The organism is Acinetobacter pengchengensis (assembly GCF_982235305.1).
This window is the reverse complement of record NZ_CEVATJ010000001.1, coordinates 611,790-624,996: the sequence shown is the minus strand read 5'-3', so window position 1 is coordinate 624,996 and position 13,207 is coordinate 611,790. Positions and strand designations below refer to the sequence as shown.

10 protein-coding genes, 2 tRNA genes and 3 rRNA genes are annotated in these 13,207 nt (G+C 44.1%); 7 read left to right on the top strand and 8 right to left on the bottom strand.

All coding sequences use genetic code 11. The features are described from left to right. Nucleotides 1-19 precede the first annotated feature (19 nt). Together AC0T5Z_RS03055 and AC0T5Z_RS03050 are read left to right on the top strand one after the other, a co-directional pair. Complete coding sequence (locus AC0T5Z_RS03055) at nt 20-466, top strand: DUF2147 domain-containing protein (RefSeq protein ID WP_315278795.1); 447 nt, start codon at nt 20-22, stop codon at nt 464-466. A gap of 103 nt (nt 467-569) precedes the next feature. Beyond that, entirely contained in the window at nt 570-1,022 is a 453-nt protein-coding gene (locus AC0T5Z_RS03050; protein ID WP_168418863.1) for a DUF2147 domain-containing protein, read from the top strand. 83 nt (nt 1,023-1,105) lie between these two features. On the opposite strand, the gene AC0T5Z_RS03045 is transcribed toward AC0T5Z_RS03050, so the two are convergent. The 3 genes from AC0T5Z_RS03045 to pdxA are packed head-to-tail and all read right to left on the bottom strand — an operon-like array spanning nt 1,106 to nt 3,754. Then, entirely contained in the window at nt 1,106-1,954 is an 849-nt protein-coding gene (locus AC0T5Z_RS03045) for a symmetrical bis(5'-nucleosyl)-tetraphosphatase (RefSeq protein WP_435337162.1), read from the bottom strand. Beyond that, the gene (gene rsmA / locus AC0T5Z_RS03040) at nt 1,954-2,766 is read right to left on the bottom strand and encodes a 16S rRNA (adenine(1518)-N(6)/adenine(1519)-N(6))-dimethyltransferase RsmA (RefSeq protein WP_435337163.1); all 813 of its coding nucleotides are present in this window, start codon (nt 2,764-2,766) and stop codon (nt 1,954-1,956) included. Before rsmA ends, AC0T5Z_RS03045 begins: the two co-directional genes overlap by 1 nt. 19 nt (nt 2,767-2,785) lie before the next feature. Then, nucleotides 2,786-3,754: a 4-hydroxythreonine-4-phosphate dehydrogenase PdxA gene (gene pdxA, locus AC0T5Z_RS03035; RefSeq protein WP_435337164.1), complete on the bottom strand. Its 969-nt coding sequence runs from the start codon at nt 3,752-3,754 to the stop codon at nt 2,786-2,788. A gap of 714 nt (nt 3,755-4,468) precedes the next feature. Here pdxA and rplM point away from each other — a divergent pair. The 5 genes from rplM to AC0T5Z_RS03010 all read left to right on the top strand — a co-directional run bounded on the left by rplM (nt 4,469) and on the right by AC0T5Z_RS03010 (nt 7,302). Then, nucleotides 4,469-4,897, top strand: coding sequence for a 50S ribosomal protein L13 (gene rplM / locus AC0T5Z_RS03030; RefSeq protein WP_004909012.1), 429 nt, complete (start codon nt 4,469-4,471; stop codon nt 4,895-4,897). Between the two features lie 12 nt (nt 4,898-4,909). Beyond that, a complete protein-coding gene (rpsI, locus tag AC0T5Z_RS03025; RefSeq protein WP_004972483.1) occupies nt 4,910-5,296 on the top strand; it encodes a 30S ribosomal protein S9 in 387 nt (128 codons plus the stop codon). 246 nt (nt 5,297-5,542) lie between these two features. Further along, nucleotides 5,543-6,196 carry a glutathione S-transferase N-terminal domain-containing protein gene (locus AC0T5Z_RS03020; protein ID WP_291341146.1) on the top strand — a complete coding sequence of 218 codons (654 nt, stop codon included), beginning with the start codon at nt 5,543-5,545 and terminating at the stop codon, nt 6,194-6,196. 10 nt (nt 6,197-6,206) lie between these two features. Next, the gene (locus tag AC0T5Z_RS03015; RefSeq protein WP_291341144.1) at nt 6,207-6,635 is read left to right on the top strand and encodes a ClpXP protease specificity-enhancing factor; all 429 of its coding nucleotides are present in this window, start codon (nt 6,207-6,209) and stop codon (nt 6,633-6,635) included. A gap of 16 nt (nt 6,636-6,651) precedes the next feature. Further along, nucleotides 6,652-7,302 (top strand): hypothetical protein, encoded by a 651-nt coding sequence (locus tag AC0T5Z_RS03010; protein ID WP_291341142.1) that lies wholly within the window; start codon nt 6,652-6,654, stop codon nt 7,300-7,302. Between the two features lie 152 nt (nt 7,303-7,454). Here the strand turns inward: AC0T5Z_RS03010 and rrf are convergent. From rrf to AC0T5Z_RS02985, 5 genes are all read right to left on the bottom strand, one after another. Then, nucleotides 7,455-7,569, bottom strand: a 5S ribosomal RNA gene (gene rrf, locus AC0T5Z_RS03005). A gap of 228 nt (nt 7,570-7,797) precedes the next feature. Next, nucleotides 7,798-10,690: ribosomal RNA gene (locus AC0T5Z_RS03000) — 23S ribosomal RNA — on the bottom strand. Between the two features lie 492 nt (nt 10,691-11,182). After that, nucleotides 11,183-11,258 (bottom strand) — tRNA-Ala (locus AC0T5Z_RS02995). A 103-nt stretch (nt 11,259-11,361) separates the two neighbouring features. Then, nucleotides 11,362-11,438, bottom strand: a tRNA-Ile gene (locus AC0T5Z_RS02990). 158 nt (nt 11,439-11,596) lie between these two features. Next, nucleotides 11,597-13,133: ribosomal RNA gene (locus AC0T5Z_RS02985) — 16S ribosomal RNA — on the bottom strand. Together the 16S, 23S and 5S rRNA genes with 2 tRNA genes alongside form the textbook arrangement of a ribosomal RNA operon. Nucleotides 13,134-13,207: the final 74 nt, after the last annotated feature.

Here is a 13,207-nt window from a genome sequence, read left to right as displayed (position 1 = left end):
GACAATCAAAGGAACTGATATGAAGAAAAATGTATGGATGGGCGTATTTGCAAGCTTCATCTTCAGTGGCTCAGCGTTTGCATCAGACCTAACGGGTATCTGGCAAAGTATTGATGACAAAACAGGCTCACCTAAAGCACTTATTGAAATTACCAAAGCTGAAAATGGCAGCTTTACAGGTAAAATTATTAAAGTCACACCAAGACCAGGCTATACCCCAAAAACCATGTGTGTGAATTGTCCTGCACCTTATACCAACAAACCTTTGGTGGGTTTGGAAGTTATTCATGGCTTAAAGCATGTGGAAAATAACAACTATGCCGATGGACGTATTTTAGATCCACTTACAGGCAAAATGTATAGCCTAAAAGGCCGTTTAGCGTCTAATAATAAACGTCTAACTTTACGTGGTTACGTCGGAATTTCAGCCATTGGTCGGACACAAACGTGGATTCGCCAACAATAAGCGAGTAATTGTGTCGCATCGGTCATTTTTTCTAGATACTCGGGACTTTGTGTCAGTCAATTCACAGATTAGACTAGAGCAAAGACCGAGTAAGGGAAATAAAATGATTCAGAAATTGGCTTTAGGAATAGCCGTCATCTTCGGCAGTCTAAGCACTTTGGCGATGGCACAAGATTTAGCGGGCACTTGGCAACAAATTGATGATAAAACAGGCTCACCCAAAGCTGTCATCGAAATTCGTAAAGAAGCCAATCAAACCTATACGGGTAAAATTATTAAAGTAACTCCACGTCCAGGTTATACCCCACGTGAACTCTGTAATAAATGCCCTGCGCCCTATACTAACCAACCTATTTTAGGGATGGACATTTTAAAAGGATTACAACAAGTCAAAGACAGCAATAATTACGAAAAAGGACGCGTAATTGATCCATTGGCAGGTCGTATTTACGATGCAAAAATTCGCCTCAACTCGACAGGTAAGCGCTTGACTTTGCGCGCTTATATGGGGGTATCTACACTAGGTCGCAGCCAAACTTGGATTCGGATTCAATAAAATTCAAGATAAAAATAGCCACTTTAATAGGTGGCTGTTTTCATTTCGACATCACATTTTCAAATTATAAAGATAAAGTATTGTTACCATTCTGCCAGCGGATTATCCACTGCAAACAATTGCTGATCTTCCAAACGATACGCCATGAGCTGATTGCCCCACACACAACCGCCATCCACATTTTGAATATTGTCGGCTACCCTTTTCCCTTGCAATGCCGCCCAATGACCAAATACGATTTGATGTGTTTGCGCAGCTAAAGACGGATATTCAAACCACGGTTTAAAACCTTCTGGCATCGGGTCATCTAAGGCATCTTTAAAGCTGAACTCCAAACCACCCTGCAAATTGGCTAAACGCATACGGGTCAAATAATTGGTAATACAACGTAAACGCGCATGTCCCGTCAAATCATCTGACCAAACTGTAGGTTCTGCCCCATACATTTCCTTTAAAAATGCATCCACCACCTCAAAGTCCTCATGCCCAATCACCGCCTCAACCTCTTTTGCCATAGCTGCGGTTTGTTCCGCATCCCAAATATGTGGAATGCCTGCATGAGTTAAAATGGTGTTTGCATTCGGGAAAAGACACAAAGGTTGTTTTCGTAACCAGTCAATCAAATCATCACTGTCAATTGCATCAATCACATCACGCGTGTTGTCTTGCGCTTTGATTTTCTTTAAGCCACGTGCGCCTGCCAACAAGGTTAAATCGTGATTGCCTAACACCGTTGCCGCAACGCCACGATCCACCAGTTTTTTAATAAAACGCAAAGCACCTACCGAGTTTTCACCCCGCGCCACCAAGTCGCCAGCAAACCAGATAAAATCTTGATCTGGATCAAACTGTATTTCTTTTAATAACAGTTTTAAGGCTTCAAAGCAGCCCTGCACATCACCAATGACATAGTTGTATCGAATTGCTGCCATTAATTCACTATCTGATCTGCCAATGCGACAAATGCACTCAAGCTTAAAGTTTCAGGACGTGCCATTGGGTCTACCCCTGCACGCTCAAACGCATCTTCAGCCAACATGCCTTTTAAGCTATTGCGTAAAGTTTTACGACGCTGGGTAAAGACATGCGACACCAAACGTGCCAATGCTTTTTCATCTTTGGCAATAATTGGTTTGGTTGCATAGGGTTCTAAGCGAAATACCGCAGAAGTCACTTTAGGCGGTGGGTTAAATGCACCAGGTGGCACTTCAAACAAAAAGGTTGGCTTGCAGTAATATTGCATCATCACCGATAAACGCCCATATTCTTTGGTGTTTGGCGATGCGGTAATACGATCCACCACTTCTTTTTGCAGCATAAAGTGCATGTCTTTAACTTTGTCACCAAACTCTAAGAGATGAAACAAAAGCGGCGTCGAAATGTTATACGGCAAGTTCCCAACCACACGTAAAGGACGGCCTTCAGTAAATAATTCACTAAAATCGTATTTTAGAGCATCACTTTCTACAATGGTTAAACGCTCAGGATGTGGCACGCGTCCTGGTAAGCCTGCAGCCAAATCACGGTCTAGCTCCACTACTGTCAAGGCATCACACTCACCAATTAAAGGCGAGGTCAATGCCGCCAAACCCGGCCCAATCTCGACAATATTATCGCCCGGACGTGGGTTAACAGAGCGTACAATTTTGGCAATCACACGTTGGTCATGTAAAAAGTTTTGACCAAAGCGTTTACGAGCCTGATGCCCTTCTTCCTTTGGGTTTAGGGCATTAATTTGATACATAAAGATTTCCAAGCTGAAATTATGAACGTGCTAAATCCAACGCTAAATCGACAGCAACATGCAAGCTAGAACTTTTCGCAAGTCCTGTACCTGCGAGGGAGAGCGCTGTGCCGTGATCGACTGAAGTGCGAATAAACGGTAAGCCTAAAGTAATATTAATTGCTTCACCAAAGCCCTGAGATTTTAACACAGGTAAACCCTGATCGTGATACATCGCCAATACCGCATCTGCATCTTTTAAATTTTCTGGGGTAAACAACGTATCTGCAGGCAAACTCAGACTTAGATTTTCCCCACGGCTACGGTAATTTTGCAGCACAGGATTAATGACTTCAATTTCTTCCATGCCTAAATAACCATCTTCACCCGCATGTGGATTCAAACCACACACTAATACCTTAGGATGCTCGATCTTAAATTTACTTTTTAAATCATGCAGCAAAATATCAATCACTTGTTCTAAACGTGTTTTGGTAATTGCATCTGCGACTGCACGTAACGGTAAATGCGTTGTTACGAGGGCAACACGTAGCGTTTTAGTCGCCAACATCATCACCACACGTTCTACACCTGCAAACTCCTGATAATATTCAGTATGTCCACTAAACGAAATGCCCGCTTCATTAATAATCGATTTTTGTACTGGCGCTGTCGCAACACCGAAACTTTTACCCGTCATGGCATACGATGCAGAACGACGTAATTGCTCTAACACATAAGCCGCATTTTGAGCATTTAAATGACCGAGTTGTACCTCTGCGGCCAATGGCACATGTTCAACATACAACTGTCCCACTGCAGCTGCGTGCTGCTGACCTGAATATTGAATCAATTCGACTTTTTGGTTTAGAATTTCGGCACGTTGTTCTAATAATTGATGATCAGCCAATACCACAATTGGACGTTCATCTTGTCGATCTGCCAAACTCAGGCAAATATCAGGTCCAATACCTGCAGGTTCACCACTGGTGACATATAAAGGTCGCATAAAATGCTCAATCCAAATTTATCTAAGGATGCTTAAAGTATAACGCCAACTTAGATGATTGTTTTATTCCAGTCCAAGATAAATCGAGAGTGAAATCCCTTGCACATACGCCCATTCAGAAATAGCGATCACAGCAACAGCGAATAGCAACCCATCATCAATTTTTTTGTGATTATTAACACCATCCGATATTGGGTGTCTGCTAAGCACAACAATATGATTCCGTCTCCGCTATAACATAAAAATGGGAAGAATGTTAAATGGATGACATTGAATACAGCTATTGTATGCTAAACACATCCACACCATATACAGCACCTAATCGTAGTAAAATCAACGTGTAGACACTGAGCAATGCAATAAAACATCCCGCAATAATTTTAATGCGTTTAGAAATAGTTAAATCAACTCATTGATGTATTTCTGAGTGCGAATCTGGTGACATCCTTTCTCCCATTCTTGTTTTAATATTGAATGCTAGAAATTTTAGTTTGAAGCCTGTACAAGGTGATTTAAAACCGCATAAATCTGGGCTTTTTAATCTTGAATCTGCAAAATTAATTCAACTTTTCTTTTACAGCCAAGATTGGTAAAATATAGCGCTTAAAATGTGAATTCTCCATTGTAGTTCCACCCATTCTCAGGTAGAATTCGGACTCCTTTTTGTTTGGACAGCTTCCATAGTCCAAACCAACTATAATAGGTAGTGGTTTAATGAAAACTCTCAGCGCTAAGCCAGCTGAAGTTCAACACGACTGGTACGTTGTTGATGCTTCTGGCAAAACTCTAGGTCGCCTTGCGACAGAAATCGCACGTCGTTTACGCGGTAAGCACAAGACTTCTTATACTCCTCACGTTGACACTGGCGACTACATCGTTGTCATCAATGCTGAGCAAGTTCAAGTGACGGGTAACAAATCACTTGACAAGAAATACTATCGCCACACTGGTTTCCCTGGTGGTATCCGTGAAACTAATTTTGAGAAATTAGTTGCTCACAAACCAGAAGAAATCTTCCAACGTGCAGTAAAAGGCATGTTGCCAAAAGGTCCTCTTGGTTATGCTATGATCAAGAAAATGAAAGTGTACGCTGGTGCTGAGCATCCTCACACAGCTCAACAGCCACAAGTTTTGGACATCTAAGGGATACAGCACATGGCTACTAACTATGGTACAGGTCGCCGTAAGACCGCAACTGCACGTGTTTTCTTATCAGCTGGTACAGGTAAACTCGTAATTAACAACCGTACTCTTGAGCAATATTTCGGCCGTGAAACTGCTCGTATGATCGTACGTCAACCATTAGAGCTTCTTGAAGCTACTGAAAAATATGACCTTTACATCACTGTTGCTGGTGGTGGTATTGGTGGTCAAGCTGGTGCAATCCGTCACGGTATTACTCGTGCATTGATCGCATCTGACGACACTTTAAAACCTGCTCTTCGTCAAGCTGGTTTCGTTACTCGTGACGCTCGTGAAGTTGAACGTAAGAAACTTGGTTTACGTAAAGCTCGTAAACGTCCACAATTCTCTAAACGTTAATTCGTTTACCGAATCGGACACAAAAAGCCTTGGATTTTCCAAGGCTTTTTTATGCAAATCGACTAGCTGAGCATTTTAAGCCTCATAGACAATTCAGATTCACACATCCCAAAACCGAAATTAATTACAGCACAAAAACTGAAAAATCGATCAACAAATATCTCATACACTTTTATCAGCTTTGCTGGGTGATTTTAGTGACTAAGTTTAGTATCCTATTCTATTCATTTGGTTTTATTTCGGATTATGTCAGTCGAGAACGCACCCTTACAAGGCATTACCCTCTATAGTCATGCGGACGACTTTCGCTCTCATTGGATTCGTTACGTTCTTGCCGAAAAACAAATCAAATATCAACTGATTTTAGTCGATTATGAAGATGAAGACTTTGCAAGCCTAAATCCGTATAATCAACTTCCAATGCTGCTAGAAAATGATTTAAAACTCTTTAATACTGCGATTATTTCAGAATATCTGGATGATCGTTATCGACAAAATAAACTCTATGCCGACGCACCTATGCCACGAGCAGAACAACGTCAATATATTTGGCGTTTTGAGCAAGACTGGTTCAAACTTGCCGATCAGATGCTACGTCATCCTGACAGCTTAGATCATACAGCACAGCGCGCAGCACAAAAAAAATTACGTGATACACTCATTTCACTAACGCCATTATTTCAGCATTATCCTTATTTCATGTCGGAAAATTTCAGCATTTTAGATTGCATGCTGGCACCCTTATTTATACGGCTAAAAGCCATGGGTATAGAATTACCCAAACAACACTGTCGTCCGTTTTTCCTGTATTGTCAGCGGGTTTTTTCACGCCCCACTTTTACACAAGCAATGACTTTACAAGAAAAAAATCACTATCAAGAATTTTTAATTCATACCTAAAGAGCATATTATGTCTGAATCTGAAATCAATTTAAGTCCAACCCGTCCTTATTTAGCCCGCGCAATTTATGAATGGATTTGTGATAACCAACTCACACCACATTTATTGGTCGATGCCACACAGCCGAATACGCTTGTTCCTGAACAATTTATTCAAGATGGTCAAATTGTCCTAAATATCGTTCCACATGCAGTACATGCCTTACACATGAGCAATGATGCTATCACCTTCTCTGCACGCTTTGGTGGCGTATCACGCGACTTATATGTACCTATGAATGCCGTTTTGGGTATCTATGCAAGAGAGAATGGACAAGGCTTATTCTTTGATCCAAGTGAGTATGCACATATCCAAAATGATCAAGATACTTTAGAATCAAAGACTGAAGATAAAACCGAACAAACTAAGAAAAAACCAAGCCTTAGATTATTAGATTAAAACAATGGAGTAGTGAATGGCTTTTGATTTAGTACAATATTTTGCAGCGCAGATTAAACTTCAAAGGCCCTCGCTTTTGAAACGATATAATGCTGTTGATCGCGACCAATATATTCAAGAAATCAATGCGCTGAGCTTAGGTAAACTGGTCAGTTTGTGGCGAGAAGACAACCAAAAACTTTATCAAGAAATTGATCATCAAGATGAATTATATATTCAGGAAATTGCACGTCGACTCACCACATCTCCACACAATCAGTCGCCTCTCTCCAAAACTGAGCTTGAACAGAATATTAGCGAAGTTTTAGCCTTACAACTTACTGAACTCAAACAGTTAGATCAAACGGGTAATTTTGGTAATAAAGGTTTAGGTGAATTATTGCTAGGTCAAATTGAACATTTATCTGGTCAGGCAGATGATTGGGTTTGGTCAACAAACGATCTAATAGAGTTAAAAGGTTCTAAACCAATTCCTCAAGAAGAGCTATCATTAGAGGCATCAATGAAGGAGTTTAATCAAATGGTTCAACAACATACCCACGATGATCATCAAAATATTGAGCCTGCAGAAGCAATTGTACCCACTTGGTCTAAAGTACTAGAACCTATCGTTGCAATTGCAATTTTGGCAATTCTATGGTGTTCCGTTACACAATTATTCGCTTAAATAAATCTTCTATCTATGCCCCAATAAAACCATTTTCTGATGGTTTTATTTTTTGGTGTTCTTTATTTTTAATATTCTTTTATTTCATATTTTTATTTTAATTCAAGCATAAAAAAACACCCTCAACGATTGTTGAGGGTGTTTGAATAATGAGCTGGCGATGACTTACTCTCACATGGGTAATCCCACACTACCATCAGCGCGAAGAGGTTTCACTTCTGAGTTCGGGAAGGGATCAGGTGGTTCACTCTTGCTATGGTCGCCAGCACAACTGTTATGGACTTGTTCGGGTCTTAGTTACATTGCTTTTGCTTGATGCTTTTGCATGTAATGCCTTACTTGGTTCCAAATGAGTTATTAACAGGTTGGCTATTGGGTCTGAAGTTTATTGTTTAGCGTTCACTAAATCAAGTTTTTGTTTGATCGTTAGATCAATATGAAATCGATTGATCCTCACTTCTTTCGAAGTTCGTACAACAACTGTTTGGGTGTTGTATAGTCAAGCCTCACGAGCAATTAGTATTGGTCAGCTTCACATATCGCTATGCTTCCACATCCAACCTATCAACGTCGTAGTCTTCAACGGCTCTTTAGGAGGCATAAAGCCTCGGGGAAATCTTATCTTGAGGTAGGCTTCCCGCTTAGATGCTTTCAGCGGTTATCCCTTCCGAACATAGCTACCCGGCGATGCGACTGGCGTCACAACCGGTACACCAGAGGTTCGTCCACTCTGGTCCTCTCGTACTAGGAGCAGATCCTCTCAAATTTCCAGCGCCCACGGTAGATAGGGACCGAACTGTCTCACGACGTTCTAAACCCAGCTCGCGTACCTCTTTAAATGGCGAACAGCCATACCCTTGGGACCTGCTTCAGCCCCAGGATGAGATGAGCCGACATCGAGGTGCCAAACACCGCCGTCGATATGAACTCTTGGGCGGTATCAGCCTGTTATCCCCAGAGTACCTTTTATCCGTTGAGCGATGGCCCTTCCATACAGAACCACCGGATCACTAAGACCTACTTTCGTACCTGCTCGACTTGTGGGTCTCGCAGTTAAGCGCGCTTTTGCCTTTATACTCTACGCGTGATTTCCGACCACGCTGAGCGCACCTTCGTACTCCTCCGTTACTCTTTAGGAGGAGACCGCCCCAGTCAAACTACCCACCAGACATGGTCCTCGTCCCGGATAACGGGACAGAGTTAGAACCTCAACATTACCAGGGTGGTATTTCAAGGACGGCTCCACTCGGACTAGCGTCCAAGTTTCAAAGCCTCCCACCTATCCTACACAAGTAAGGTCAAAGTTCAATGTCAAGCTGCAGTAAAGGTTCACGGGGTCTTTCCGTCTAGCCGCGGGTACACCGCATCTTCACGGCGAATTCGATTTCACTGAGCCTCTGCTGGAGACAGCGCCGCCATCATTATGCCATTCGTGCAGGTCGGAACTTACCCGACAAGGAATTTCGCTACCTTAGGACCGTTATAGTTACGGCCGCCGTTTACTGGGGCTTCGATCAAGAGCTTCGCTTACGCTAACCCCATCAATTAACCTTCCAGCACCGGGCAGGCATCACACCCTATACGTCCACTTTCGTGTTTGCAGAGTGCTATGTTTTTAATAAACAGTTGCAGCGGCCTGGTTTCTGAGGCTGTCGACAGCTCAAGGAGCAAGTCCTATCACCATCAACAGCGTACCTTCTCCCGAAGTTACGGTACCATTTTGCCTAGTTCCTTCAGCAGAGTTCTCTCAAGCGCTTTGGTCTACTCGACCTGACCACCTGTGTCGGTTTCGGGTACGATTCCAGTGTAACTGAAGCTTAGAGACTTTTCCTGGAAGCAGGGTATCAGCCACTTCACTGTACAAGTACAGCTTGATATCAGATCTCAGCATAGAGCACCCCGGATTTGCCTAAGATGCATGCCTACTTCCTTTCACCTGGACTACCAACGCCAGGCTGACTTAACCTTCTCCGTCCTCTCATCGCATTACACTGAAGTATTGGAATATTAACCAATTTCCCATCGACTACGCCTCTCGGCCTCGCCTTAGGGGTCGACTCACCCAGCCCCGATTAACGTTGGACTGGAACCCTTGGTCTTTCAGCGAACGGGTTTTTCACCCGTTTTGTCGTTACTCACGTCAGCATTCGCACTTCTGATACCTCCAGCAGACTTCTCAATCCACCTTCGTCGGCTTACAGAACGCTCCCCTACCACGTATACAATGTATACATCCGCAGCTTCGGCACATAGTTTTAGCCCCGTTACATCTTCCGCGCAGGCCGACTCGACTAGTGAGCTATTACGCTTTCTTTAAAGGGTGGCTGCTTCTAAGCCAACCTCCTAGCTGTCTATGCCTTCCCACATCGTTTCCCACTTAACTATGATTTTGGGGCCTTAGCTGGCGGTCTGGATTGTTTTCCTCTTGACTACGGACGTTAGCACCCGCAGTCTGTCTCCCGGATAGTACTCATTGGTATTCGGAGTTTGCATCGGTTTGGTAAGTCGGGATGACCCCCTAGCCGAAACAGTGCTCTACCCCCAATGGTATTCGTCCGAGGCGCTACCTAAATAGCTTTCGGGGAGAACCAGCTATCACCGAGTTTGATTAGCCTTTCACCCCTATCCACAAGTCATCCCCTGGCTTTTCAACGACAGTGGGTTCGGTCCTCCAGTTAGTGTTACCCAACCTTCAACCTGCTCATGGATAGATCACCCGGTTTCGGGTCTATACCCAGCAACTATACGCCCTATTAAGACTCGATTTCTCTACGGCTCCCCTATGCGGTTAACCTCGCTACTGAATATAAGTCGCTGACCCATTATACAAAAGGTACGCAGTCACCAAACAAGTTGGCTCCCACTGCTTGTATGCATGCGGTTTCAGGATCTATTTCACTCCCCTCACAGGGGTTCTTTTCGCCTTTCCCTCACGGTACTGGTTCACTATCGGTCAGTCAGGAGTATTTAGCCTTGGAGGATGGTCCCCCCATATTCAGACAAGGTTTCACGTGCCTCGCCCTACTCGTCATCATTATGTGTGCCCTTTCGTGTACAGGACTATCACCCACTATGGTTGCACTTCCCAGAGCATTCCACTAAAACACACATAACTTAATGGGCTTTTCCCCTTTCGCTCGCCGCTACTGAGGGAATCTCAATTGATTTCTTTTCCTAAGGGTACTGAGATGTTTCACTTCCCCTCGTTCGCTTCGTATGACTATGTATTCATCATACGATACCTACCTTAAGGTAGGTGGGTTTCCCCATTCAGACATCTCCGGATCAAAGGATATTTGCCGCCTCCCCGGAGCTTTTCGCAGGCTATCACGTCTTTCTTCGCCTCTGACTGCCAAGGCATCCACCACATGCACTTAATTACTTGACTATACAACCCCAAACAGTCGTTAATCCCTACAAGTAGGATTAAGACAATTAAATAAATAATCAATGATCTATTTAATCTACAGTTTGAAGTCCCGTGCTCTTAAGCACCGTACAGCTTCAATCTAAATTCATATACCAAAACGCTTGATTCAGTTAATTTGCTAGTGCTCATTTCAATTCGTAATTAAACCGTAACACCGAAGCATTACTGTCAATCTTGAATAAAATGAGTTGAACAATTTATTTCAGACTCAATTTTTGCCAATCTGTTAATGATTCACTGCATCCTCGTCGGACTGCAGTCAACTGTGATAAATCACAGAACTTAATAAACCATCAAATTTAATCTCTCGATTCTTTCGATCTTTTATTAAGTTCTGCAATCTTTAGCTTAAAGCTCCAGTATATGTGTGCCTGCGCACAGCATAGCTGTTTGCTTAAATTTCAAGGAAAAGCCTTAAAGCAGTGCTTTAAGTTTTCTAATCTTGAAATTTGGTGGAGACTAGGAGAGTCGAACTCCTGACCTCCTGCGTGCAAAGCAGGCGCTCTACCAACTAAGCTAAGTCCCCAGCTTATCATTTTTGATTCGATGTATCAGATTATAGCCTGCGCACTCACTCACGTTCGTTTGCCTTGCGCTTCGCCTTAAAGCAGTGCTTTAAGTCTTGCTCATGGTGGGTCTGACAAGACTTGAACTTGTGACCCCACGCTTATCAAGCGTGTGCTCTAACCAACTGAGCTACAGACCCTGAGAAAAATCAAAGCATCGCTTTGTATTTTTCGCAAGACAAACGCAGTGCGTAGTATCTGCTACTCAATCCAATTCGAAAACCTCGAATTATCTTTTAAGACACATCGTCATGAAGAACAACTTGTTGTGGATTCTTACCAATCGTCAATCTTTCGTTAAGGAGGTGATCCAGCCGCAGGTTCCCCTACGGCTACCTTGTTACGACTTCACCCCAGTCATCGGCCACACCGTGGTAAGCGTCCTCCTTACGGTTAGACTACCTACTTCTGGTGCAACAAACTCCCATGGTGTGACGGGCGGTGTGTACAAGGCCCGGGAACGTATTCACCGCGGCATTCTGATCCGCGATTACTAGCGATTCCGACTTCACGCAGTCGAGTTGCAGACTGCGATCCGGACTACGATCGGCTTTTTGAGATTAGCATCACATCGCTGTGTAGCAACCCTTTGTACCGACCATTGTAGCACGTGTGTAGCCCTGGCCGTAAGGGCCATGATGACTTGACGTCGTCCCCGCCTTCCTCCAGTTTGTCACTGGCAGTATCCTTAAAGTTCCCATCCGAAATGCTGGCAAGTAAGGAAAAGGGTTGCGCTCGTTGCGGGACTTAACCCAACATCTCACGACACGAGCTGACGACAGCCATGCAGCACCTGTATGTAGATTCCCGAAGGCACCAATCCATCTCTGGAAAGTCTCTACTATGTCAAGGCCAGGTAAGGTTCTTCGCGTTGCATCGAATTAAACCACATGCTCCACCGCTTGTGCGGGCCCCCGTCAATTCATTTGAGTTTTAGTCTTGCGACCGTACTCCCCAGGCGGTCTACTTATCGCGTTAGCTGCGCCACTAAAGGATCAAATCCCCCAACGGCTAGTAGACATCGTTTACGGCATGGACTACCAGGGTATCTAATCCTGTTTGCTCCCCATGCTTTCGCACCTCAGTGTCAGTATTAGGCCAGATGGCTGCCTTCGCCATCGGTATTCCTCCAGATCTCTACGCATTTCACCGCTACACCTGGAATTCTACCATCCTCTCCCATACTCTAGCTAACCAGTATCGAATGCAATTCCCAAGTTAAGCTCGGGGATTTCACATTTGACTTAATTAACCACCTACGCGCGCTTTACGCCCAGTAAATCCGATTAACGCTCGCACCCTCTGTATTACCGCGGCTGCTGGCACAGAGTTAGCCGGTGCTTATTCTGTGGGTAACGTCCACTCTTCTTAGGTATTAACCAAGAGAGCCTCCTCCCCACTTAAAGTGCTTTACAACCAAAAGGCCTTCTTCACACACGCGGCATGGCTGGATCAGGGTTCCCCCCATTGTCCAATATTCCCCACTGCTGCCTCCCGTAGGAGTCTGGGCCGTGTCTCAGTCCCAGTGTGGCGGATCATCCTCTCAGACCCGCTACAGATCGTCGCCTTGGTAGGCCTTTACCCCACCAACTAGCTAATCCGACTTAGGCTCATCTATTAGCGCAAGGCCCGAAGGTCCCCTGCTTTCTCCCGTAGGACGTATGCGGTATTAGCATCCCTTTCGAAATGTTGTCCCCCACTAATAGGCAGATTCCTAAGCTTTACTCACCCGTCCGCCGCTAGCTCAGTTACCGAAGCAACCTCGCCCGCTCGACTTGCATGTGTTAAGCCTGCCGCCAGCGTTCAATCTGAGCCATGATCAAACTCTTCAGTTAAAATCATTTTGTCACTTTATTCGAAGTGACCAAATCTGGCTCATCAATTTTCTGACTTAAATTTCGCTCAAATA

Coding starts and splice junctions, on each gene's coding strand:
- AC0T5Z_RS03015 (WP_291341144.1), top strand. CDS start 6,207: ATGTCTGAATCTGAAATCAATTTAAGTCCAACCCGTCCTTATTTAGCC.
- rsmA (WP_435337163.1), bottom strand. CDS start 2,766: ATGTATCAAATTAATGCCCTAAACCCAAAGGAAGAAGGGCATCAGGCT.
- AC0T5Z_RS03050 (WP_168418863.1), top strand. CDS start 570: ATGATTCAGAAATTGGCTTTAGGAATAGCCGTCATCTTCGGCAGTCTA.
- AC0T5Z_RS03020 (WP_291341146.1), top strand. CDS start 5,543: ATGTCAGTCGAGAACGCACCCTTACAAGGCATTACCCTCTATAGTCAT.
- rpsI (WP_004972483.1), top strand. CDS start 4,910: ATGGCTACTAACTATGGTACAGGTCGCCGTAAGACCGCAACTGCACGT.
- pdxA (WP_435337164.1), bottom strand. CDS start 3,754: ATGCGACCTTTATATGTCACCAGTGGTGAACCTGCAGGTATTGGACCT.
- rplM (WP_004909012.1), top strand. CDS start 4,469: ATGAAAACTCTCAGCGCTAAGCCAGCTGAAGTTCAACACGACTGGTAC.
- AC0T5Z_RS03055 (WP_315278795.1), top strand. CDS start 20: ATGAAGAAAAATGTATGGATGGGCGTATTTGCAAGCTTCATCTTCAGT.
- AC0T5Z_RS03010 (WP_291341142.1), top strand. CDS start 6,652: ATGGCTTTTGATTTAGTACAATATTTTGCAGCGCAGATTAAACTTCAA.
- AC0T5Z_RS03045 (WP_435337162.1), bottom strand. CDS start 1,954: ATGGCAGCAATTCGATACAACTATGTCATTGGTGATGTGCAGGGCTGC.